Origin of the sequence: Methylophilus aquaticus, from assembly GCF_030769565.1 — a bacterium.
In the GTDB taxonomy this organism is placed as follows: domain Bacteria; phylum Pseudomonadota; class Gammaproteobacteria; order Burkholderiales; family Methylophilaceae; genus Methylophilus; species Methylophilus aquaticus.
Genome location: NZ_JAVCAP010000013.1, coordinates 59,650 through 83,264 on the forward strand (window position 1 = coordinate 59,650; position 23,615 = coordinate 83,264).

At 46.7% G+C, this 23,615-nt stretch carries 18 protein-coding genes; 10 read left to right on the forward strand and 8 right to left on the reverse strand.

Features of this window, described 5'->3' with window-relative positions; all coding sequences use genetic code 11:
* The first annotated feature begins 9 nt into the window (after positions 1 to 9).
* Complete coding sequence (lplT, locus tag Q9291_RS06395) at positions 10 to 1,182, forward strand: lysophospholipid transporter LplT (protein ID WP_306389198.1); 1,173 nt, start codon at positions 10 to 12, stop codon at positions 1,180 to 1,182.
* A gap of 72 nt (positions 1,183 to 1,254) precedes the next feature.
* Here the strand turns inward: lplT and Q9291_RS06400 are convergent, their stop codons facing one another.
* From Q9291_RS06400 to Q9291_RS06420, 5 genes are all read right to left on the reverse strand, one after another.
* Positions 1,255 to 2,580, reverse strand: a complete 1,326-nt coding sequence (locus Q9291_RS06400; RefSeq protein ID WP_306389199.1) for an NAD(P)/FAD-dependent oxidoreductase — start codon at positions 2,578 to 2,580, stop codon at positions 1,255 to 1,257.
* A 75-nt stretch (positions 2,581 to 2,655) separates the two neighbouring features.
* On the reverse strand, positions 2,656 to 3,171 hold the full coding sequence (locus Q9291_RS06405; protein WP_306389200.1) for a c-type cytochrome: 516 nt from the start codon (positions 3,169 to 3,171) through the stop codon (positions 2,656 to 2,658).
* Between the two features lie 136 nt (positions 3,172 to 3,307).
* Positions 3,308 to 3,790 carry a c-type cytochrome gene (locus Q9291_RS06410; protein WP_306389201.1) on the reverse strand — a complete coding sequence of 161 codons (483 nt, stop codon included), beginning with the start codon at positions 3,788 to 3,790 and terminating at the stop codon, positions 3,308 to 3,310.
* Positions 3,791 to 4,018: 228 nt separating this feature from the next.
* Positions 4,019 to 4,897, reverse strand: a complete 879-nt coding sequence (locus tag Q9291_RS06415; RefSeq protein WP_306389202.1) for a quinoprotein dehydrogenase-associated putative ABC transporter substrate-binding protein — start codon at positions 4,895 to 4,897, stop codon at positions 4,019 to 4,021.
* Between the two features lie 243 nt (positions 4,898 to 5,140).
* Positions 5,141 to 7,018: a PQQ-dependent dehydrogenase, methanol/ethanol family gene (locus Q9291_RS06420; RefSeq protein WP_306389203.1), complete on the reverse strand. Its 1,878-nt coding sequence runs from the start codon at positions 7,016 to 7,018 to the stop codon at positions 5,141 to 5,143.
* A gap of 313 nt (positions 7,019 to 7,331) precedes the next feature.
* On the opposite strand from Q9291_RS06420, the gene pip reads away from it, so the two are divergent.
* The 6 genes from pip (at position 7,332) to Q9291_RS06450 (ending at position 15,434) form a co-directional block, all read left to right on the forward strand.
* Positions 7,332 to 8,285 carry a prolyl aminopeptidase gene (pip, locus tag Q9291_RS06425; protein WP_306389204.1) on the forward strand — a complete coding sequence of 318 codons (954 nt, stop codon included), beginning with the start codon at positions 7,332 to 7,334 and terminating at the stop codon, positions 8,283 to 8,285.
* An 80-nt stretch (positions 8,286 to 8,365) separates the two neighbouring features.
* Positions 8,366 to 9,595 (forward strand): YhjD/YihY/BrkB family envelope integrity protein, encoded by a 1,230-nt coding sequence (locus Q9291_RS06430; RefSeq protein WP_306389205.1) that lies wholly within the window; start codon positions 8,366 to 8,368, stop codon positions 9,593 to 9,595.
* A gap of 123 nt (positions 9,596 to 9,718) precedes the next feature.
* A complete protein-coding gene (locus tag Q9291_RS06435) occupies positions 9,719 to 11,224 on the forward strand; it encodes a tetratricopeptide repeat protein (protein WP_306389206.1) in 1,506 nt (501 codons plus the stop codon).
* 159 nt (positions 11,225 to 11,383) lie between these two features.
* Complete coding sequence (locus Q9291_RS06440; RefSeq protein WP_306389207.1) at positions 11,384 to 11,806, forward strand: hypothetical protein; 423 nt, start codon at positions 11,384 to 11,386, stop codon at positions 11,804 to 11,806.
* 49 nt (positions 11,807 to 11,855) lie between these two features.
* The gene (locus Q9291_RS06445) at positions 11,856 to 13,931 is read left to right on the forward strand and encodes a GGDEF domain-containing phosphodiesterase (RefSeq protein ID WP_306389208.1); all 2,076 of its coding nucleotides are present in this window, start codon (positions 11,856 to 11,858) and stop codon (positions 13,929 to 13,931) included.
* Positions 13,932 to 14,180: 249 nt separating this feature from the next.
* The gene (locus tag Q9291_RS06450) at positions 14,181 to 15,434 is read left to right on the forward strand and encodes an OmpP1/FadL family transporter (protein WP_306389209.1); all 1,254 of its coding nucleotides are present in this window, start codon (positions 14,181 to 14,183) and stop codon (positions 15,432 to 15,434) included.
* Positions 15,435 to 15,467: 33 nt separating this feature from the next.
* Here the strand turns inward: Q9291_RS06450 and Q9291_RS06455 are convergent, their stop codons facing one another.
* A complete protein-coding gene (locus Q9291_RS06455; protein ID WP_306389210.1) occupies positions 15,468 to 18,083 on the reverse strand; it encodes an EAL domain-containing protein in 2,616 nt (871 codons plus the stop codon).
* Between the two features lie 1,476 nt (positions 18,084 to 19,559).
* On the opposite strand from Q9291_RS06455, the gene Q9291_RS06460 reads away from it, so the two are divergent.
* On the forward strand, positions 19,560 to 19,685 hold the full coding sequence (locus Q9291_RS06460) for a hypothetical protein (RefSeq protein ID WP_306389211.1): 126 nt from the start codon (positions 19,560 to 19,562) through the stop codon (positions 19,683 to 19,685).
* Positions 19,686 to 20,157: 472 nt separating this feature from the next.
* On the opposite strand, the gene Q9291_RS06465 is transcribed toward Q9291_RS06460, so the two are convergent.
* Both Q9291_RS06465 and Q9291_RS06470 read right to left on the reverse strand, forming a co-directional pair.
* Entirely contained in the window at positions 20,158 to 20,712 is a 555-nt protein-coding gene (locus Q9291_RS06465; protein WP_306389212.1) for a TetR/AcrR family transcriptional regulator, read from the reverse strand.
* Positions 20,713 to 20,724: 12 nt separating this feature from the next.
* Complete coding sequence (locus Q9291_RS06470; protein ID WP_306389213.1) at positions 20,725 to 21,516, reverse strand: hypothetical protein; 792 nt, start codon at positions 21,514 to 21,516, stop codon at positions 20,725 to 20,727.
* Between the two features lie 150 nt (positions 21,517 to 21,666).
* Here Q9291_RS06470 and Q9291_RS06475 point away from each other — a divergent pair, with 150 nt between their 5' ends.
* Together Q9291_RS06475 and Q9291_RS06480 are read left to right on the forward strand one after the other, a co-directional pair.
* Complete coding sequence (locus tag Q9291_RS06475) at positions 21,667 to 22,713, forward strand: AAA family ATPase (protein ID WP_306389225.1); 1,047 nt, start codon at positions 21,667 to 21,669, stop codon at positions 22,711 to 22,713.
* Positions 22,710 to 23,570: a DUF58 domain-containing protein gene (locus Q9291_RS06480; RefSeq protein ID WP_306389214.1), complete on the forward strand. Its 861-nt coding sequence runs from the start codon at positions 22,710 to 22,712 to the stop codon at positions 23,568 to 23,570. The genes Q9291_RS06475 and Q9291_RS06480 overlap by 4 nt, the downstream gene beginning before the upstream one ends.
* Positions 23,571 to 23,615: the final 45 nt, after the last annotated feature.

Genomic DNA, 23,615 nt, shown 5'->3' on the forward strand with positions numbered 1-23,615 from the left:
CCACGGGTTATGGCTAAAGGTTTCTTCACGCTGCTGATTGCGCAGTTTTTGTCTGCAATCGCAGACAATGCGTTGCTATTTGCAGCAATTGCGCTGTTGGCAAAGCTCAATGCTCCCAGTTGGCACGAGCCACTGTTGCGTGAATTTTTTGTGATCTCTTACATTATTCTCGCGCCCTTTGTCGGCCCCTTTGCAGATGCATTACCCAAAGGCCGCGTCATGTTTCTGAGTAACGGTCTCAAGTTTTTTGGCTGTGCGATGGCGCTTGCAGGCATGCCACCGCTATACGCTTACGCCATCGTCGGGATTGGTGCAGCGGCATACTCCCCCGCAAAATACGGCATATTGACCGAGATGTTGCCTTCACACAAATTGATTAAGGCAAACGCTTGGATGGAGGGAACTACAGTAACCGCCATCATTCTCGGGCCGGTGCTTGGAGCATCAATCTCGGCTAATAATCCTTATCTTGGCATCGCTTGCATCACCGTACTTTATTTGCTCGCAGCTGCTTTTAACTATTACATTCCAAAATTGCCGATCGACCATCAGGTACAACAGAAAACATTGCGGTTTCTACTTAAGGACTTCTGGCATGCTTTTGTTACGCTGTGGAAGGATCCACAAGGACAGGTCTCATTAGCAGTGACCACACTTTTCTGGGGAGCGGGGGCAACATTACAATTTGTGGTATTGAAATGGGCGGATATCAAATTAGGGTTCTCACCTCAACAAGCCACTTACTTAATCGCAATTCTTGCAGTTGGCATTGCTGCAGGCTCCGTCATCGCATCGCGCTATGTGCAGCTTGAAAACGCCGTCAAGGTTCTCCCGGCGGGCATTTACATGGGGGTATTAGTGATGAGCATGATGTTGATTACCAGCCCATTCATAGCTGCTATTCTATTATTTGTCATTGGGGTATTATCCGGTTACTTTCTTGTTCCGCTGAACTCCCTATTACAACATCGTGGTCATCATTTACTAGGCGCCGGACACTCAATTGCAGTTCAAAACTTTAACGAAAATATCGGCATCTTGTTGTTACTTGGCGCCTATACATGGATGGTTGGCGAACAGTATGAAATCAATTCGATTGTAGCCATCTTTGGTCTGTTTATTATTATCAGTATGTCGTTAATTACCATTGCCTATCGCAAGCGGGCACGCGTGCCTCAATAAAGACCAAGGGTAGTTAAGTGAGCACACTAAATCAAAAGGGCGCCTAAGCGCCCTTTTGATTTAGTGTGCTCACTAGTGCAGCTTAACGTGAGGCTCTGTACGTCTCGAAATAATACGCCCTATCGAATGTAGAATGACTGCCAACACTCCATGTAATGCCATCAGGTGCATTTTATAAAGTGACCGGTACATGACGCGTGCAAACAGTCCCTGAATATACATGCTACCGCCCGCAACCGCACCCATCAAACTTCCGACAGTAGAGTATTTACCCAGATTCACCAATGACCCATAGTCGTGGTAATGAAACTCTGGCAAGCTATCTTTACCTGCAACACGTGCTTTGACCGTCTTGACTAATACGGATGCTTGTTGATGGGCGGCTTGCGCACGCGGGGGCACAGTACTGTCATGCCCTAACCATGGACAAGCAGCACAATCCCCAAACGCAAAAATATTCTCATCTCGCGTGGATTGTAAATGTTGGTTCACAATCAACTGGTTGATCCGGTTCGTTTCCAACCCATCAATATCTTTAAGGAAATCTGGCGCTTTAATGCCCGCAGCCCAAACCACCAACTCCGCAGGTATAAATCGCCCACTGTGGGTAGTAATCCCTTTAGCAGAAACTTCAGTAACGCGCTCGCCAGTGAATACATTGACACGTAGTTTTCGCAACTCGACATCAACCGCATACGACAATTTTGTTGGCAAGGCAGGCAAAATACGATCGCTGGCCTCTATCAATGAGATTTTGACATCCCGATCAGGATCAATCTTGTCCAGACCATACGCAGTCAGTTCACGTGTTGTATTGTGCAATTCTGCAGCCAACTCTACACCTGTTGCACCGGCACCCACAATTGCAACTTCCAGTTGACCTGGCTTCAGGGGCTCGGGTTGCGTTTGCGCACGCAACAAGGCATTGTGCAAATAACGATGGAATTTCTGGGCTTGCGACTGCGTATCCAATGCAAGCGAAAACTCGCGTGCGCCTTTAATACCAAAATCATTGGTCGTGCTGCCCACAGCAATAATCAAAGTATCATATTTAAAGGAACGGCGTGCAATCACCTCACTCCCATCCTCATCATGGAATGGTGCCAAAAATACTTCTTTAGTTGCACGATTCAAACCATCCATGCGGCCAAGACGGAATTTGAAATGGTGCCAATGTGCTTGTGCAAGATATTCAAGCTCATGACGATCCGGATCCATACTACCCGCTGCAATTTCATGCAACAAAGGCTTCCACACATGCGTTCTGGTGGAGTCAATCAGGGTAATACGTGCCTTCTTCTTTTTACCCAATGAGTCACCCAACTTTGTAGCCAACTCAAGGCCGCCAGCACCACCACCTACGATGATCACATGATGTAAATTATTTTCGTCTGTCACGTTGCTCTCTATCCTTCAATAAAAATGCGCGCCTGCCATACCCACAAGCGCGCACAAGACACTGCATTATAACGGTTATTCGTTACCAGTAATTTTGGCATGACTTCTAATAAATGCGATGACCTTTAAAACATCATCTGGCTTAAGGCCATCATCCGGCGCCATTAAACCAAAACCCTTTGCACCCATGCCACCATTGGTTCCGTGCCAGATCGTCTCGAACATGCCTTTGTTGGTTGCGTTCTTTGCATAGCGAAAGTTTTCGCCTATCAACCCAGGGCCAACTGCACCTTCACCATGTCCACCATGACAAGCGACACATGAGAATAAATTAAACTTTTTCTTGCCTTGTTTAATTGCTTCTTCATTGCCAATATATGGATTCTTGCCAGTTGCCAAAAACTCCTTTGACTCTGGCGTATCGAACATTTTCGTATCAATTTGCATTGGCTGTCCGTCTTGCGTAGTGACGAACTGTATCGCTTTGACATCGCCACCTTCAGACGCAACCTCACCTGATCCCGATGATTGACTGCCACATCCGGCAACCAAGCTTGCCAACAATCCAACATATAAATATATTTTTAGCATTATCCAAAATCCCCAAGTTTCGATGTTTATAGAAGTGATTTTATTTTGAGTTTTTATGTCTAAATCACCGTTCTATTTTGCCACAAAAACAAAAAACGGTCACCTTGGCGACCGTTTTTTGACTACTGTATAACGTTTATTCGTTACCAGTCATTTTCACATTGCTATTGCTACGAATAAAAGCAATGACCTTCAATACTTCATCTGGTGTCAAACCATCATCCGGGGCCATCAAACCGAAGCCCTTGGCACCCATACCACCGTTAGTACCGTTCCAAATGGTCTCAAACATCCCTTTGTTTGTTGCGTTTTTAGCATAACGGAAGTTAGAGCCGATCAAACCTGGTCCAACAGCACCTTCACCTTTACCACCGTGACAAGCTACACAGGAGTACAAGTTGAATTTTTTCTTACCGGCTTTAATTGCATCTTCGTTGCCGACATATGGGTTTTTGCCAGTAGCCAAAAACTCTTTGGCTGCAGGTGTATCGAATGTTGATTTATCGATATCCAATGCTGAACCATCAGTTGTTTTTGAAAAAGTGATATCAGCCATTGCATTGCCAGCCAAAGCCAACAAAGAAATCATTAATGCTGATTTAAGTGTATTGCCTAACATGTCTTCTCCTAATCCAAAACAAAATGAGCGTGAATTAACCGGGTAATACAATTAACAATCAACGCATGCTCATTTAACGAATCGTGCCAGAAACGGTTGACAGAAATTTTCCTACCAAGATGACAGAATTATTCACACAGCCATTTCAAAACAAGCTTGCGATTCTACTGCGTTTTTTGCTGTATGTCATTACTAACTGACTGTTTACAATACTTTTTCAAACAGTTGTTACTTTTTATACACACTATCACCTTCAACGACCGGCACCGTTGGAATACCGTAATCTTTCAGTATGGCGTCAATTTTATCTTTATTGCGCTCGAGTGCCTGATTAATCAAGTTCATACGCTCTTTATCTTTATGACGAACCGCGACTGAAATGTTCCAATATTCTTTACCTTTTAGATTCACCTTGTTGTATTCAGGGATCAATCGGATTTCCAGCGGCACTTTTGATTGTTTTGCATAATAGCCAGCGATTGGCCCCCACATCACTGCCACATCAATCTCGCCTTTAATCAGGTCATCAATCACAAAGCTGGTAGGCAAGTTCAGATCGCGTTGCAAACGGTATGGACGGGCATTTCCCATCAAGTTGTAATCGTTAAGGGGAATCGTTGCGGGACTCTTGTCCACAATCCCGATAATACCTTTTTTCAGATCTGGGGAATCCCAGTTTTCAATGTTGTAATTACTATCCTTGCGCCAGACGAATACATGGCCAGAACGATAGTACGGTTTGGATGTGCGTAGCGCATCAAAATCAGAAGTCATCCCGATAATGACATCGCAACGCATTGCATTAATCGTATTGCGCAAAAAGCCCTGGCGATTGTAGGCGTAGGCAAAAGTCAATTTCTTACCCAAATCATCCGCAAGCACCTTGGCAATTTTATCTTCGAAGCCTTCCAGTTTTAGGTTTGAGTACGGCATATTATCCGGATCAGCACAGACTTTGAATTCAGAGTCATCTGCAACACGGCGTACTTCACCAATACGGCCTTCGTCTGGATTGAGTGAAGGAATTTCAAGTTCCTCTGCAAATACAGTGGCTTGCATCACACTCATTAATCCAATCGCACCCAATATATTCCATGTTTTTTTCATTTTCGTTTCATCCTTTTTATCTTGATCTCTGACCTGCTACTTTATGAGTCACATCACCCCTAAAAGTTCTGTCAACTTCGGCGTAATACCCCACATCTTAGCTTGAACTGGCAACATTGTTTAGTTTTGTTTTTTTATCAGCAATACAATCCAATTATGATTGCTGATAAAAAAACACCCTGCCGAAGCAGGGTGTCTAATAGAGCCAGGTATTACTTACTTATAACCTAAGACTTGCTTAAATTACAGTGAGAATACATTCAGTGCACCGCCGCCAGGAGCAGCGTTGTACTTGGTCAACTCTTTGTAACCACCAGCAGCACCCAATGCATCAGTGTCGTTGGTCATACCCAGGTTCATCGCAACACCAGCCCAACCGCCGATACCGGACAGTACGCCAACGTATTGTTTACCTTTGTTACCGTATGTGAATGCGTTACCAATCACGCCAGAACCTACTTGGAATTTCCACAGTTCTTTACCTGATTGTGCATCAACAGCTTTGAACCAACGATCCAAAGTACCGTAGAACACGATGTTAGAAGCTGTAGTCAGAGCACCGCCCCAAGCAGAGAATTTCTCTTTGTTGTACCAAACCTTTTTGTTGGTCATTGGGTCGTAAGCACCGAAACCACCCATCACGCCGTCTGGACCAGCAAACATGGTCAATGTAGCACCAACCCATGGTTGACCAGCAACGTATTTGGACTCAACTGGCTCGTATGTCATACATACGTGGTTCAATGGTGTGTACATCAAACCAGTTTTTGGAGAGTAAGCAGCAGGCTGTTGGTCTTTAGTACCCAAAGCAGCTGGGCAAACACCCTTAGCATTGTAGTCTTGGTGAGTTGAAGCAGATGCCAATTTATCTGGTACACCTGTTTTCAGGTCAACACTGTTAGCCCAGTTAACAAATGGATGCACTTTTTCAGCTGCAACCAATGAACCATTACCAGCTTGCCATGTGTAGATGAAACCGTTACGGTCATGGTGCCATGCGTAGGTTTTGCCACCTTTGTCGAACAGAATTACTTCGTTGATACCGTCGTAATCCCACTCATCGTGTGGTGTCATTTGCATTGCCCATTTAGCAACACCAGTGTCCAGATCACGTGCAGTGATTGTCATGGACCATTTGTTGTCGCCTGGACGTACGTCTGGGTTCCAAACAGATGGGTTGCCTGAACCGTAGTATACCAAGTTTGTCTTGGCATCATATGGCCACCAGCCCCATACGGAACCGCCACCATGTTGCCAGCCGTCTTTCACAGCTTGTGGTTTCAACCAAGTACGTGTACCCAGTTCTTTTTCACCAATTTTCAGTTGATCGTTAGGGATCTTTTTGAAAGAACCACCCTCTTTGTTACCACCGTTTACATCTTGGTAAACAGACAGAGCGTTGTACTGTGGGTTTTCTTTGTTGGTGTTAGCGTCATGCAAGATTTCGCTATCTGGACCTGTGGAGTATGCTTTCCATGCCAGTGAACCATCTTTAATGTTGTAAGCAACAATAAAGCAACGTACACCGAACTCAGCACCTGAACAACCGGTCAATACTTTGTCTTTGATTACGTGTGGAGCGTTTGTGTTAGTAGCACCAACTTTTGGGTCAGTGTTTTTAACTTCCCAAGCTTTAGCACCAGTTTTTGCATCTAAAGCAACCAACATACCGTCGTTTTGTTGCAGATAGATTTTGCCGTCGCCGTAGCCCAGACCACGTGAAACGTTGTCACAGCACAGAACTGCTTGAACGCTTGGGTCTTGTTTAGGGAAATAGGACCAAACGATTTTTTGGTTGTCGTTCAAATCCAAAGCGTATACGTTGTTTGGGAATGCTGTATGTACATACATCATGTTGCCCACAACAACTGGAGAACCTTCGTGACCACGGTTTACACCAGTAGCGAATGTCCAGGATGCTTTCAGGTTTTTAACGTTACCTTTATTGATTTGTGCCAGGGCGCTGTAGCCTTGGTTATTGTGTTGGCCACGTGGGTGCGCCCAGTTGTTAGCATTAGCCATTGCTGCTTCTTGGTCAGCGGCGGCAGATGCAACCATAGGCATCGCAACAGCTACACCAGCAACTAAACCTAAGGCCAGTTTGATTTTGTTAACTTGCATATTGATCTCCAAAGTTAATACTAAGGGTTTGTATGAAGTACACGTTACACTTGACACCACTAGGACTGGTAACAACCCAAGTTATCACGCATACTTTAATCACACTTTCCTCAAGGGAAAAATTCTTTCTTATTGACAGAATAATTCACTTGCATCGCGTGAGGATTGCAATATAGAACATTTTATTTCACATTGCAACAGTTTAGTTACAAATTGGTTACAAATATTCCGGATTTATTTTGCGTTTTTTTAAAGCGTACGACATCCATATTTTTTTATTAATAAAATCAAAAGATTACAGAAAATTAGATTTATGAGCAGCTTTAATATGTATCCAGAATGCAGCCCTTTTCAGCATGAGATGTTACAAGTCGACCCAGTTCACACTCTTTATCTGGAACAATGTGGCAACCCATCCGGCACTCCGGTATTGTTTTTACACGGTGGCCCGGGCAGCGGCTGCAACACGATGCAGCGGCGCTTTTTTGACCCCATGCACTACAGGATTATTTTATTTGATCAACGCGGCTGCGGAAGGAGCCAACCAGCAGGTGAGACCACCCAAAACACTACTGACGATCTCGTCTTCGACATTGAAAAAATAAGAAAGCACTTAGGAATTAATCGCTGGCATATCTTCGGCGGTTCATGGGGAAGCACACTTGCACTGGCTTACGCCACTCAATACCCGCAAACTGCAATAAGCTTGACCCTGCGAGGAGTATTTCTAAGCAGGCCTCACGAAATTGACTGGTTTTTAGGACAGGTCGCGCTGTTTTTCCCGGATGCCTGGCAAGCACTGACAATAGATGTCCCCATGGACCAGCAGGAAAATATCCTGGGGTATTACAGTGCGCTTATATTTAATATGGATACTGCCATCAGCATCCCGGCCGCCATCCGCTGGAATGCCTTTGAAACCAGTATCATGAGTTTGCTACCAAAAGTTGATACCAGTCACATCAATGGCGCTGTAGAGCTTGCACGCGCAAGAGTACAGATTCACTATATTCAGCACATGTGTTTTATTGATGGCGAAAGGTTGTTAGAGCAAGCAAAAGAAAAGCTTGAACGCATTCCATCAACCATTGTTCAGGGACGTTATGATATGGTCTGCCCCCCACAGACAGCTTGGCAACTTAGTCAAAGCATGCCGCATGCGCGCTTTTTCATGATTGCAGATGCTGGTCACTCTGCAATGGAAGAAGGAACTTGCCAAGCATTGCTGGAAACTACTGAGCGTTACAAAGCACTTTCTGCAACGTAGCTTTTGCACACCCAAATATGCTCATTACGAACGTATACCACTTTTGGCAACGCCATTGGCAACAGTTACGAAAATACCTTATGCAGTATGCATATGAGTCGCCGTGGTTTGTTCTTGTTGCAACGCTACGCGGCATCAGCAAGCATAATGTCATGGGCTTGTCAGCTGCATTATCTTTCTATGCCCTGTTTGCGCTGATTCCGCTCATCGTACTGATTTTCTTTTTAATCAGCCACCTGGTGTACTCGTCTGACTACGCCATTGTCAAACTGGCGATACTGACCAGCAACCTGCTGCCTGAATTCAGTCAGCGCATCATGATAGAGGTCTACAACAACACACAAACCCGGGCAGCCTGGGGGCTTGTCGGATTTCTGGTACTGCTATGGACAATCACGCCCCTCGCCGCGCATATGCGATCCAGCTTTTACCTGATTGCGAGCCGACGAGATGTGCCATCATTCTGGAATAAACAAATCAGAGATGTGATTGCCGTACTGGGTGTTTTGATGGTGTTTTTCTTGTTTACTGCCGCCGGATTCATCCTGGAGTCAGTCATTCTATTTTTAGCTACACATCTGCCTGCCAGCCTGATCACCGTTATGGGCGGCCTGCTATCCCTACTATTGACCACTACATTGATTGCCGGTTTTTATCATGCCTTTTGCCCGCTAAATATCAATTGGCGTCATTTAATATTTTCGGCCATGGTCACAGCAACCCTATGGATGCTTATGCGGCCAGCGTTTGGACTATTTCTGAGTATCAACAAAAATTACGGCGCCATTTTTGGCAGCATGAAAGCCATGTTCGTTTCAATCAGCTGGCTTTATCTCAATTTTGCTGTATTTCTGATTGGGATTGAGTTGATGGTGACGCTAAGACAAAAAGATGTATTGCTTTTGAAGGGCTTGTTTGACGACCTTCCAAATCAACAACATTATCTGCATGCATTGCTGCGCAGGTACGGAAAAACTTATACCCAGAATGCTGTTGTTTTTCAGCAGGGCGGTTCGGGGCGACATTATTACATGGTACTAGAGGGCACAGTGCAACTGGTAAGACGGGAGGAAAGTGGTACGTTACAGCCGCTGCGTATTCTGCAAAATGGTGATTTTTTTGGTGAGATTGCGCTGTTTTCATCCCAACCGGCTATCGCCAGCGCCATCGTGACCTCATCACATGCCACCCTGATTGAAATTTACGCTGAATACATGGACGACCTGTTGCAAGAGGACCCAAAAATAGCCGTGCGCCTGTTAAAACAACTCTCTGATAACGTACAAATCAACCCTGCTTTAATCAACTAATCAAAGAAAACTACAGCTCAAAATAGCTCAGACGCGAGAGTGCTTGCAGCAGCCTGACCATCAACATGTTGCGGAATTGTAATATATGTTACAAAATTGTAATGTATTCAGGAATTCTTCTTCATGGCCAAAACGCTACCACAAGAAATTAACGGACTCATTCAACTGCTCAGCCTAGGGCAGTTCGCAAATGTTGTGCAACGAGCACGCCTGCTTCTTGCACAACATCCTCGTGAATTTGTATTGCATCATGTGCTGGCATTAGCACTAGATCAAAGCCAGCAATACCCACAAGCAGCCCAAGCCTATCATCGGGCTTTACAATTACAAGCCACCTCCCCTGAGTTGTGGTTTAACTATGCCATTGTGCTGACGCATCTTGGTCAATGGCAAGAGGCTGAACAAGCTTATCGCAAATCAATTTCGCTAAACCCACGTTTTTTTGAAGCGCATGGCAACCTCGGAACCTTGCTGCAAAAACAAGGCAAACTGGATGAGGCAATTGCAAGTTACCGCACAGGCCTGACCATTCAACCCCAAGATCCGCGCGGCCACTTTAATCTGGGCACGGCGCTGCGCGACAAAGGCTTATTAGCAGATGCTGTGTCCAGTTACGAGCAGGCAATTACACTTTTCCCAAACTATACAGACGCTTACAACAACCTTGGGGAAACCTGCCGCGACCAGGGTGACATGTCACAAGCTGTCCACTATTACCAGCAAGCACTCCAGCGTAATCCGCAACATGCGAATGCCAATTACAACATGGGCGAGTTTTTATACCTTGCCAAGCGTTTTGAAGAAGCCATTCCTTATTTTGAAACCTCGCAACTGGACGACTGGCAAGCACGGGTTCTGTACTGCCTTTATCGTGCAGAGCAATTTGAAGCATTCAAGCAATTGCGTGACACCATCGCCAAACAAGGGGCACATACAGCTCCATTTATTGCCACTTTATCAACACATTACAGCATCAATCATGGCGAAGCCGATCCTTATCAGTTTTGTCCGAATGGGCTGGATTTCGTTTATCAGCGCAGCATTCCGGAGTTGGCGCCCGGCACTGCATTGCTTGAAGAACTACTCAATAACATTGCTCAGACGGACATTGCAGAACGCAAACAGGCACGTCTCACCAACGGCAAACAATCTGCTGGCAACCTGTTCAAGCGCTCAGAGCCAGCTTTTAGAGCGCTAGGAGAGTTGGTCAAACGCGAGTTCAGCAACTACCGAACACATTTCAATGCAGCCAATTGCGCACTCATCAGTCATTTTCCAGAGGCGCTGGACTTTACCAGCTCATGGTATGTGAGAATGCATAAAGGCGGTCATCTGGACGCGCATATTCATGAAATTGGCTGGATAAGTGGCGCTGTTTATCTGGCAATGCCAGAAACTGTAGACCCTAAAGAAGGGGCTTTCGAATACGGAACGCACGGTGACCAATATCCGCAACTACACACTGACTTTCCCACGGCATTTATCAAACCCAAAGTCGGAGATATCGTATTGTTTCCCTCGTCTCTTTTTCATCGCACCATTCCATTCGATGCTGATGCTGAGCGCATTTGCGTTGCATTTGACTTAAAGCCTTCACCCAACTTAGCCACCTCTCATAGCCAGTATTAGCCCCTCTTGGCAAAGCCAAATACATGATTAGCCAGAAAATCAGGCGTTTTTTTATCAAAATGCTTGCACGTTTATGCGCGCAGTATAGATTCCAATGCTATTCACTGCATTTTTACTGAATGACGTTGATTTGAGAGATGCATGCATGGCTGCTGCTAATTGCAATCAGGGGGACTCAAACCGCGTTCACAACGCTTCCAAGATGCTTTTAGCAAGCGCCAGAGATTGAGCCAAGATGTCGATCCCGCATATATGCTTAAGAAAAATTCAGGCTTCAGAACGCGTGCCATAAGCCACACACAAAAAATGCAGAATTTGTTAGTGCTTTTTCCGACAATCAAAAGCAATGAAAAAGTTAAAGGCTGCAATCTATTGTATATTGAGAATATTGACTATAAAAAACCGTTAGAATTACTACAAGCTCTGGCTACTCATAGCGTACTGGCGGTTGGGCATACGATTTACAGCATTTCGGTGTATAGCCATATAAAAATCAGCGTTCAGGGCAAACGCAATCCATTTGTGACCCACTTACATTCTGCTCCGCTTATAAATGGCCCAATAAGTCATAGCGAGTTTTGACTCACGTCTGATAACCCTTGAGAACCGTATCAATAGCGATTGATTTTTTATGCTAACCTCACTGCGTAACCTCAAAATTGCTCAAAAGCTGCTACTTACCCAGTTGGCATTGATGTCCAGTTCTTTATTGGTATTTCTGGCCATAGCACTGGGTAGTCAGTACCATACACAACGCGCGCAACTCATCCGTGATATCAACACTCAAATGAGCGTTGTCGCCGCGGCGATTGGCCCGGCAGTGAAGTTTGATGAACTGGAGTCCGCAACACAGTCTCTGATTCCACTCACAGAAAACAAAAATATCCGCATTGTGATGATACTTAATACGGAGCAAAAACAACTTGGCAGTTTCGAGCCAAATATCGATGACGCGCCATCGCCATGGCATTGGCTCTACCGCTACTTTGGCGACTTTACAATAAACACGCCTATCATTGTTGATGGCAAGTCTGAGGGCGTATTAGGGACAGTTGTCAAACAGAACCAGGTTGTAGACCGACTGATTGGTTTTGCCTGGTCTAATGCGCTTGCCATCATTGCTGCGATGCTCACAGGTTGGTCAGTGATGTGGGGACTCAATCGCTATATTGTGCAACCTATTCATGCGTTACAGCAATTTGTGAGTGACATCACCACGTACCACCATTACGATCAGCGCGTGAGAGTCACCAGTCATGACGAAATCGGCATGCTGGGCAAAGGGATTAACAATATGCTGGAAAGTATCAGCCAGCGGGATGCGCAATTACAAACAGAACTGCAGCATCGTAAAGAAATTGAGAAAAAACTACAGTTTCTGGCACATTATGACAAAAATACCCAGCTGCTAAACCGTCATGCGTTTGAAGAGCACATGTCTGCACAGCTATCAGCAAAGATAGATGAAAATACACATGTTTACTTGCTGATGCTTGATCTTGACCGCTTTAAGTCAGTCAATGACGCCTTTGGCCATCATACAGGGGACAAGCTGCTTCTACAGGTCGCACATCGGCTGCGCGGCAATATGTCTCAAGATGATAATGTATTCCGTTTGGGAGGCGATGAATTTGCCATCATTCTGCATGCACCCAGCCGGGCGCAGATTGAACGGGTTTGTCAGCGGGTTATTGAAACACTGTCGGCAAAATTCATCGTCGATGACCATGAAATCCACATCGGAGTCAGCATTGGTGTTGCTTACTTCCGCCCAGGCGTGGATTCTAAAACCGATATTCTCAAAAATGCTGATGTAGCACTTTACTGGGCAAAAGACGCTGGCCGCAATACTTACCGTTTTTATCTCGATGCCGTCGACGTGAACCCGCAACAATTAAAACACTTGCGTGAAGAGCTTCACTATGCCTTGCAGAATAATGAGCTTGAACTGTTTTTTCAGCCAATTATTCATACGCAACTCCTTAAAATTATCGGCTTTGAGGCTCTGTTGAGATGGCGGCATCCAAGCAAAGATCTGCTAACACCAGACCGTTTTATTCACCTGGCGGAAGGCTCAGGCTTAATCATCAACATTGGCGAGTGGGTCATTGACCAGTCATTAAAGCAGTTGGCAATGTGGCAGCAAACCTTTGATGTCGATTTGTTTATGAACATCAATATTTCATCTCGCCAACTGGAAGATGACAGCCTGGCTACAACCATCCACCATGCGATCGAACGGCACCGCATTGCGCCACGCACCGTCAATCTTGAAATTACCGAGTCCATGATCATGCGCAACGTCGAAGCATCCAAGCATGTATTGTATGCTTTGAAGCAACTGGGAATCGGCATCGCCATTGACGACTTTGGCATTGGCTATTCCTCCATGAACTACCTCAAAGAACTTCCTGTAGATATCCTGAAAATTGACAAGCAATTTACAGCAGGGATTCCGCACGACAAGGTAGATATCGCGATTATTGACGCCTTAGTGGCGCTGGCTGTCAGCCTGAATCTCAAAGTAGTTGCAGAAGGGGTAGAAAGCAGCATTCAATTTGAATACCTGCAATACAAGCATTGCCATCATGTGCAAGGCTACCTGTTCAGTGCCGCATTATCAGCAAGTCAGACGACGACATTTCTGGCCGATTTCCCGGAAAGCATTCCGCCGGCCTTCCGCAAAATAGCCAGTACGAATGCTTAAGAAACAGGCAATAAGAAAGCCAGCAAAATAAAAATGCAAGCCCATGGAGCATCGAAGCCACAAGGGATGCTGTCACTAAAAACCGTACAATCCTTAATAGTTTATTCAAAGTAAACTAGTCCGTCCTGCTTAACGTGCTTGCCTAAATTGTTACCAGCTGGCTGGCATATCCGCACTCCATATTTAAATATCCTATGCTATGCTTTTAAAAAGTAAAAATAACCAACATCGCAGGGGGGGATTCCACATATGTCAGGCAGACTGCTGTCCGCAATTATTTATAGCCTGCTGGGCGCACATCAAGCGCTAGTGCATGCTGCGGGATTTGGGTTGTCAGAGCAAAGTGGCAGCGGTCTTGGCAATGCTTACGCAGGGGCTGCAGCAGTCGCGGAAGACGCCAGCACCATTTATTTCAATCCTGCGGGCATGACCTATCTGCATGGCACGCAGTTAGTGGGGGCACTGTTTGCCATCAAACCTACCGGCCACTTTCACAACGCTGACCCCTCAGCTACTGGTAGTGAAGGTGGAGACATCGGTACTTGGGCGTTTCTTCCCAATTTGTATTACAAACAGGAACTTGCCTCCAACCTGCAATTTGGCATTGGAATTTCTAGCCCATTTGGGTTAAAAACAGAATATGATCGTGACTGGATTGGCCGTTTTCAAGGTGTGAAATCAGAACTTAAAACCATTAACATCAATCCCTCGCTGGCATGGAAAATGAATGACCAATTGTCATTAGGCGTGGGCATTTCGGCGATGTGGGCCAAAGCAGACCTGAGCAGCGTGGCCAATCTGACAGGCTTTGGACTGGGTCAGCCCCTGGTCAGAAATCAAGGTGACGACTGGGGATTTGGCTTTAATCTTGGTGCCATCTACCAAATCACTCCTGACACGCGCATAGGTCTGGCCTACCGTTCAAAAGTCACGCAGCAGCTGGAAGGCAAATCCAAGTCTTCCGTCACTGCGCTAAATGGGTTACCCAGTAATACACTAAACACAGATATTAAAGCTGACATCACACTGCCTGAAAGCCTTGCATTCAGTACTTTTAGCCAACTGAACGAGCGATGGGACTTACTAACAGACATTACCTGGACGCGCTGGAGCCAATTTAAAAACCTGAGTGTGATTCGAGATAACGGATCCAATTCTATACTGTCATCCACCACAGAGCATTGGAACAACACTTTGCGTTATTCTGCGGGCTTGAACTATCGCTTCTCGGAGACATTAAAACTGCGCAGCGGTGTGGCTTATGATCAGGAAGCGATAGACAACAAACACAGAACAGTTCGCATTCCAGGTAACGACAGAATCTGGTTGTCGGCTGGATTTTCCTGGCAATATTCAGCGCAAACCACTCTTGATGCAGGCTATGCGTATTTGTTTATCAAGGATGCCCACATTCATGATGACACACCCGGCAAAGGCCTGGTTTCTGGTGAATATTCCGGTCATGCGAACATTCTGACAGTGCAGCTTTCGCACACGTTTTAAGCCATAGCATCAATCGCATGCACTAAACGCGACTTACATCTGGGTAGCGGTAACCTTTCCCTGTTCCAGCAGCGTTTTGAACGTCTCTGCTGGCACTGGAGGTGAATAAAAATACCCTTGAGCAAAATCACAGTGAATGGCGCGGAGTAAATCACGTTGCAAGGCTGTTTCCACACCCTCCGCAATGACTTTCAGACCTAATTTGTGTGCCATCACTATAATGGCTTCACAGAGCACATAACTTTCATTGCCTTCGTTTAAATGTCGTGTAAATGACTGATCTATTTTCAGATAATCAATATCAAACTTGGTCAAATACGACAAGGACGAATAGCCTGTTCCAAAATCATCTATCGCTACCTGGATACCAGCATCTCTGAAGTGCAACAAAATATCTTCAATTTCAGGATCCGGGTTCAGCAACAAACCCTCAGTGATTTCAACCACAATACGCCTACCCTCTATACCCATATACCTGAGATGAGAAACCCAATCATTTTTGCTCAACTGGTGTCCGGTAAACTGCACTGGAGATTTGTTCACACTAATGGCAAAAGCCGCTCCCACCAAAGACTGCCACTGCAATATATGATGCGCAGCTTGCTGAAATATCCAGTCACCCATTTCAATAATGGCACCTATTTCTTCCGCGACGGGAATAAACACCGTAGGTCCAATCAACCCCAGGGCAGGATGCTGCCAACGCATCAACGCTTCGGCTTTGACAATTTCCCCAGTATGCAAATCAACTATCGGTTGATAATAATCGCGCAACTCTCCATTTTCAACGGCAAGGCGCAAATCTCTGGCAAGCGCCATGCGTGTATCCAGCGCCTCCTGCATGGCAGGCGTAAAGACACGAAACTGGTTACGCCCATTATTTTTGGCATCATACATCGCCTGATCAGAATGGCGCATCATTTCAGCCGCGGTCGCAGCATCATCCGGAAAAATACTCACTCCAATACTGGCCGTGACAAATACACGCTCCCCTTCCAGCACATAGCTACTTGAAAGTGCACCGAGCAATCGCTCACACAGCTTCGCGAGCGCAGCATCACTGACCAGGGGTAACATAATCGCAAATTCATCCCCACCAAGACGTGCCACCATAGCTTGCGCTTCCACTTCATTGCGTATGCGCTGCCCGGCCTGCACCAGCAACTCATCACCACGGTGATGACCCAAGGTATCGTTTACCTCCTTGAACCTGTCAAGATCCAGCGCAAGCAAAGCCACACGCTGCTTATTTTCTTTGGCTGATTCCAGCCCCTGTAAAACATGACAATTGAAATAATGCCGGTTCGGCAGTTGGGTGAGGCTGTCATAGTTAGCCTGACGCCATATCTCCTGCTCGGCCTCTTTTTTTTCCGTGATATCAATATGCGTCCCACTCATCATCAACGGCAAATGGGCCGCTGAACGTGGAATGAGCTGCCCTCGGTCAGCGACCCATATCCAGTACCCCTGTTTATGACGCATGCGAATATCGCACTCATAAAACTCACTTTCACCAGCCAGATGCTGTGCAACCAGACTTTTAGCTTTTTGCCAGTCATCCGGATGTATCAAGCGCTGGGCTGTCTCTACAGAAAAGGGCATTAACTCACCAGAAGCATAGCCCAGCATTTCAGCCCATCGTGCATTAAACTGGCACTCACCTGTTTGCACATTCCATTCCCATGTGCCGGCGCGCGTTGCATCGAGAATATTTTGCAAACGGGCGCGCTGATGTTCAATCTCAAGGCTTTTATTTTCAATTTCCAGGGTTTTTCGTTTAACCGCGAGGCGTAAGGTTAAAATTGAGAGCGCCATGATGGCTGCCACCAGCCCCAATCCAGAAATGAGATAAAATACTCTCTTGGAATATGAAAACGCCTGGACATAACTCCCTTTCCATTTCTCCTCAATTGCAGCCACTTCATGTGGAGATATTGCAACCATCCCCTTCTCGACCAATGCCAGCATCGCCAGATTGTTTTTGCTGACTGCCCGGTGGAACTGCCCCTCATAAAGGCCAAACGCACGCCTGACCTGATTTGTATTATCCAGCCGATATAGATAATAACGGGCAGGGTAATCGTCCATACACACTATTTTCACTTGCTGGTGTAATACCGCCTGAATAATCTCTTCATAACTGTTATAAAGCCTGAACGACTTAACACCCGCTTCCTTGAGTTTAAAAATGCACCCATCCCCTTTTTGCGCGCCAACCGTAAATCCTGACAATGAGGCTGGCGAGGTGAGGCCAGTCAGACTTTCATGGGCATAAATACCCACAGGCACCTGAGCATAAGGCGGCGAATACGCATAGTTTTTCTCCCGCTCTGAGTTTTTAAAGATCATTTCAATCACATCTGCCTGGCCACTCAATAGCTGTTGCTGTGCGCTCTCCCAGACGGTCGAGACCAGCGTGACTTTTACCCCGGTTTTTTGCTCCCATAGCGCCCAGATATCGGCAACGATTCCGACCGTGTTACCGTCTGCATCTTTAAATAAATAAGGAGGGTAATTATCATCACTGATCACAGTGATTGAGGAAGTGTGAGCTGAGGAGGCCTGTGCAGGATAGCTCAACAAGGCCCAGAAGAAAACGACCAGAGAACGCGAAATTAACAACATGCCAGTGATCAGATGACTATGCATCAACACCCTTAACAAATTGGAATGAAAATTCAAATGCCACTGCTGCACAATTAAATATCCGGGTACATATCCGAGACATACTCAACCAGCGGACTGCGCTGCAATTGGTATTTATTTTAAACGCTGCTTGAACAAACCATCGCATAAACACCCCCATAAAACCATCTTATATTTATTTTTCAATGGCTTACAGCTTGGAACAGAACACAAAATAATCGGCTATCCTCTACCATTGAAATGATAGGCACTTTGCCCCAGTGTACCCCATCATTTTGCTTTGCTGCGACATTGATGACCAAGCCATCGACTTTTATACAAAATCCGCCCCATCTCCTGTACACGCCTGTTGTATAAACACAAATAACAACACCATTTCAGATAAAAATGCTGAAACATACACTATGTTATCCAATGATAACTCTATTAAAAATAGCGACTTATTCAACTGCTGGACCAATTGCTGGCGCATGCCGGATTTGGCAGTTTAAAGATTGATGGGGGCCTCTAATAATTCAAATTGCTAAGCTAGGCAAGGCGCGATTAAAAAATTTGGACGCCGCATATGATTGATATGTCAGAAGAAGTTTTTTATGAGCAACGCAGTATCACGACGGAAGTTGAATTATTAGAAATGCCCTGATATTCGTCTGCTCAGGCGAGGACAAAAGCAAGTCATTATTAACGATGAAAAACAATAGCGTTTTGTGGTTGATTTTGAGGCACTAATTGAACAACCGTCATCAATAGCCGATTAAGTGCAGTTTACTGCTATGCCATCTTGCAGCCATGGCTAACAATTACTCGGCCGTGCGGGTCCATGAGTCTTAATCTAAGTTACGTCTCATCGTCTTCATGTGGAAGGGGTTGCAGACACGCTTTGAAGAGATTAACAACATAAAAATTTCAACGCTGGCCTTAGCTTTTGGTATTAATTTTAGCGGCTCCGCATTTGCCACCGTAGCCACCCGGGATTCTGCCACCCCATAGGGAGCACAAACCACCGGCATTTACGCAGAGTGGATCCTGTTTAACAGCACAAACGACATTTCGCCTGATGTTACCTTGTCGGCTGGCACTTCCGGCATCGACTCAGAAAACAACCGGCGGCGCATTTGTGACGGGCGGCTGCAATGGCAACATTTACAGCGGCCTAAGTGGGTCAACTGGCAGCTTGTACGACGACCTGCGTATAGGCAGAGCGCCATGACATTCAGCATCCGTGGTTATGCCGACAATGAAAACGGGATGGTGAAAGTCGACGGCATGCCCAAAGGCTTTGAAAATACCGAAGGCTTTTTAAAGCGCGGCCAACAGTATGGTTGAAAAATCAAGTTCGGCTTCGGCAATAATGCTGAATATGCGCGTCCGAACTAACGGCTAGAGATCCTTTATAACTATACAAATCGCCAGTCGAACAACATAACGTTAGCAGACGGCGCCAAATTCGAGAATTCAGCGATTGAATCGGTTTCGAATTTGTTAAAAGTCAGCCGGTTCCCCGCCGATGACATTCAACTGGTGACTTCTGTGGTCAAGTTTGAAGACTGTGGCCTGCAACAATACGATGCGAATGCTGCTACCCAGGTTTCTTTGACACTGTGATCCGTTCGATTGATGACTAACCTGCCCTGAAACGCTGAAGTATGATCCGGCACATCCGTGGATTAATCTGAAAGCGTCTGTGGGTACCGGACATACGGATCTGGAAGATTTTGCAAAACCGGGCATGCCTGTCGTGCTCAACCCGGCCAACACTACTTATCGGTGAAAACCTGACTAACCAGTCATATCGACTCGACGGTTCCCTAGGTGGATTAGGTGTTTTTGCACCGGGCAGAAATATAAAGGACATCTCTAATAATTCAAGTTCCGTTGCGATACTGCGTTGCTCATAAAAAATTTCTCCTTACATATCAAATATATGCGGTGTCAAAATGATGTAAGCAGGCAATGCGTGAAACGCATGCTCGCAAAATTTTTTACTCGCGCCAAGGCTAGCTTAGCAATTTGAATTATTAGAGGCGCCCTAAAATGTGTTGACGAGTGCAAATACTAAAACCAGCGATCTGCAAGTTTAAGTTGCATTCCTAATCAGTGTCACTGCTGCATGCTTGGCGCGGGTCGCAGCACCACTATGCGGGGTCAGCCGTTCCACCAGCGCAGCCCCTTCAAACAGTATGGTGAGTTGCTGGCCCAATGCTTGAGGATCTTTGGCCCCGGCGCGTTCTGCCAGCGCGGATAAATAGGCTTGCAACTCTGCCGACAGTACCACCGAATACTGGTTAATCGGATGCTGGGGGTCAGGGAACTCAACTGATGCAATATGAAATGGCAAGCCATGAAACTCTGGCGTGGTAATCCACTGCTCTACCAGCTCGCACAGCATAATCAGCATTTCAATCGACTCGGCCTTTTTGGAGGCCAGTTGTGTATTTAACCAGGCATAGAACTTGTCAGACTTATCGCGTAAATAAGCCATGATCAGCTGGTTTTTGCTGGGAAAATGCTTGTACAAGGTGGCTTTGGCAATGCCTGCCTCGACAATGATGGTATCAACCCCGGAAGCCTGAATGCCCCTGGTATCAAACAAACTGCCGGCAATGGTAAGTATTTTTTCGCGCATATTCATAGGTATTTCCTTTTAATCCCCGTGCATGGTGACAGAACCATTACTGTCCCTGCCTTGTGGTCGCATCAACGCTTGCGGGTATAAACAATTCACATAGCCGAGGGCTTCCCGAAGGCTCTCAACATGTTCTACATCTACCTTGCCTTCTGTCACAAACAGAATAAAAGCCTGTCTTTGCGCCTCTGGCAACATGGCTGCCTGCGGCAACTGGCAGGTACCGTTTTTCATTTTGCTATACGCCAACTGTAACAAACTGATGGTGACCGGATCGGCGGTTCCGCCATTCGCCAACAGCGTATTGTCCTCTGTCACCGGCGTTGTCTTATGCAACTGAGTCTGTTGCAGGTGCGACATAGTTAGCCAGATAGCACACAGACTGACGACCAGCCCAAATGACCAGCCTCGAAAGACTTTTCTGTGATCAAGTTGCAGGTGTATCGCCTGATGAAAGCGTTGCCATGCCAACGTGGAACCGGTTTGTGACTGCACCTGTATGGCGCCGACCGCCAGGAAAAACAGCTGATCCTGCAACACGTCATCCAGTCCCGGCACTGCTGCACGCCGTATCATGGTTTTAATCGTGGCAAAATCTTCTACGCCAAGCACGCTGGTGGAAGCTACTACACCATGCATATTGGCAATGCGACACGCGTGCCAGCCGCGCAACTGACTTGAGAGCCGATACACAGGCGCATACCTGCCCCATCTACTGCGTGCAAACAGCGTAACCAACTCCGCACAATCGCGGATTGCGATGCTGGCTGGCTGCCGCGCCATGCTTTTCAAATGCTGTAATAAGCGCACCCTGGTGCCCCCTAAAAATCTTCTTGCTTTTTTTTAACCGGTTGCAGTAGACTAAAAATGAACAGACCTGTCTGCATATTAGCGTGAGTGGTAAGAGATTGCAATGCATTTCATTACCCACACTTTCCCAATCTTAATCTCAGGACGATGATGAAACAAGTCAACAGCGAACACCAATTGGCCGACTGGCATACCCATGCGCTCTCCCTCGAGGAAGAAGTGAAAAAAGTCGTTGTGGGTCAGGATAAAGCCATCCGGGCCATCAATATCGCCATTTTTGCCAGAGGCCATGTCCTGCTGGAAGGCGGCGTCGGCGTCGGCAAAACCACCTTGCTGCAATCGATTGCCCGTTGCCTGGGTGGCGCCTATCAGCGGATTGAGGGTACGGTAGACTTGATGCCTAATGACCTGATTTACCATACTTTTCTGGGAGAGGACGGTCGTCCGAAAATTGAGGAAGGCCCATTACTACAGGCAGGCGAAAAGCTTTCAGTATTTTTCTTTAACGAAATCAACCGTGCCCGTCCGCAGGTTCATGCCCTGATGTTGCGAGTGATGGCTGAGCGCAACATCCATGCGTTCAAGCAAGAATACCGGCTGCCACACATGCTGGTATTCGCCGACCGTAACCAGGTCGAGAAAAATGAAACATTTGAAATCCCATCCGCCGCGCGGGACCGTTTTATGATGGAAATTCCCATTGAAATTCCGGCTGATCGCGCATTGCGCAAGTCACTGATGTTTGATGTCAAGTTTCAGCACGCAGAACAACTGACGCAGCAGGCCAGCGCAAATGTGTTGCAGTACGACCAGCTGAATGCATTTTCCGACCTGCTGCAAAGCCATATTGGCGCCAGCGACGTTCTGGAGGACTATGCGCTTGATTTATGGGAGGCAACCCAATCGCCTGAAAAATTCGGCATTGTGCTGGACAGCGTTGATGTTAACCGCTTGATCCATTCCGGTGCCAGCCCGCGCGGCATGGGCATGCTGCTCAAAGCCGCCAGGGTGCATGCCTGGCTGAAGCAGCGTGACAGCCTGTATCCTGAAGATATTCATGCGGTCTTTCATGAAATTATTGCGCATCGCCTGGTGCTCAATCCCATGTATGAAAGCCGCAGGACCGCATTGGCCAGAGAGCTGACCAGCCAGATTCTGGCCAGGGTCAGCGTGCCCTCCAGAGCAAAAGCAGCATGATGGCAGAACACGCCAGGCCGTTTTACTACCAGATCCCCTGGAAATCTGCCAGCGTGCATGCCGGTGAACACCAAGGCACACAGCGTGGACTGGGTGATGAGTTCAAGCAACATCTGTCGCTGATTGACTATCCGGATGCCAGACGGCTGGACTTGCGGCAAACGCTGCGCGACCCTTATGAGCAGGTGCAGGTCAGGGTATTTCATCAGGACGCGACCACGCCACTGTATGCCATCTGCGATGTCTCCAGCTCCATGCAGTTTATGGGCAAGCAGCGAAAACTGGATATCGCGATGCAAATTGCCGCCTCGGTCGCCCGCTCTGCCCATGACAATGGGGATTTGTTCAGCCTGATCTGTTATGACCAGCAGGTGATTCCACATCTAACCTTTCCGCCAGGACAGCATGCATACCAGTCTTTTGCCTGTATTGAACAGCTAAGCCAGCACCACAAACCACGGGTAAATGCCAATGGCTTACAGGAAGCAGCCAGCACCGTCGGCCAGCAAAAAGGCCTGGTATTCTGGATTTCGGATTTTCATCAACCGATCGCTGACATTGAGCATGCGCTGAATCTGCTGGCCAACCATGTAGTCATCCCGCTAGTACTGTGGGACCCGATGGAATACCAGCGCCTGCCGCGGTTTGGATTTGGGCAGTTGCAAGATCCGGAAACCGGCCAGCAGAAAACCGTTTTTTTCCGACCAGCGCTAAAACAGGCGTTTGCCGAGTTATTCAGCCAGCGCAAAGACCAACTGGACACACTGTTCCTGCAATACGAAACACAAGCCATTTATATCGGTGACGCCTATGACGCCGGTGTGTTGTCCCGCTACTTTGAAGCGCGTATGGCCTAGTGAACCTCAACTGACGGGAAGTTCGAAGAACATCGAAAAGAAAGA

Coding starts and splice junctions, on each gene's coding strand:
- lplT (WP_306389198.1), top strand. CDS start 10: ATGGCTAAAGGTTTCTTCACGCTGCTGATTGCGCAGTTTTTGTCTGCA.
- Q9291_RS06405 (WP_306389200.1), bottom strand. CDS start 3,171: ATGCTAAAAATATATTTATATGTTGGATTGTTGGCAAGCTTGGTTGCC.
- Q9291_RS06410 (WP_306389201.1), bottom strand. CDS start 3,790: ATGTTAGGCAATACACTTAAATCAGCATTAATGATTTCTTTGTTGGCT.
- Q9291_RS06415 (WP_306389202.1), bottom strand. CDS start 4,897: ATGAAAAAAACATGGAATATATTGGGTGCGATTGGATTAATGAGTGTG.
- Q9291_RS06420 (WP_306389203.1), bottom strand. CDS start 7,018: ATGCAAGTTAACAAAATCAAACTGGCCTTAGGTTTAGTTGCTGGTGTA.
- pip (WP_306389204.1), top strand. CDS start 7,332: ATGAGCAGCTTTAATATGTATCCAGAATGCAGCCCTTTTCAGCATGAG.
- Q9291_RS06430 (WP_306389205.1), top strand. CDS start 8,366: ATGCAGTATGCATATGAGTCGCCGTGGTTTGTTCTTGTTGCAACGCTA.
- Q9291_RS06435 (WP_306389206.1), top strand. CDS start 9,719: ATGGCCAAAACGCTACCACAAGAAATTAACGGACTCATTCAACTGCTC.
- Q9291_RS06445 (WP_306389208.1), top strand. CDS start 11,856: ATGCTAACCTCACTGCGTAACCTCAAAATTGCTCAAAAGCTGCTACTT.
- Q9291_RS06450 (WP_306389209.1), top strand. CDS start 14,181: ATGTCAGGCAGACTGCTGTCCGCAATTATTTATAGCCTGCTGGGCGCA.
- Q9291_RS06455 (WP_306389210.1), bottom strand. CDS start 18,083: ATGCATAGTCATCTGATCACTGGCATGTTGTTAATTTCGCGTTCTCTG.
- Q9291_RS06465 (WP_306389212.1), bottom strand. CDS start 20,712: ATGAATATGCGCGAAAAAATACTTACCATTGCCGGCAGTTTGTTTGAT.
- Q9291_RS06475 (WP_306389225.1), top strand. CDS start 21,667: ATGAAACAAGTCAACAGCGAACACCAATTGGCCGACTGGCATACCCAT.
- Q9291_RS06480 (WP_306389214.1), top strand. CDS start 22,710: ATGATGGCAGAACACGCCAGGCCGTTTTACTACCAGATCCCCTGGAAA.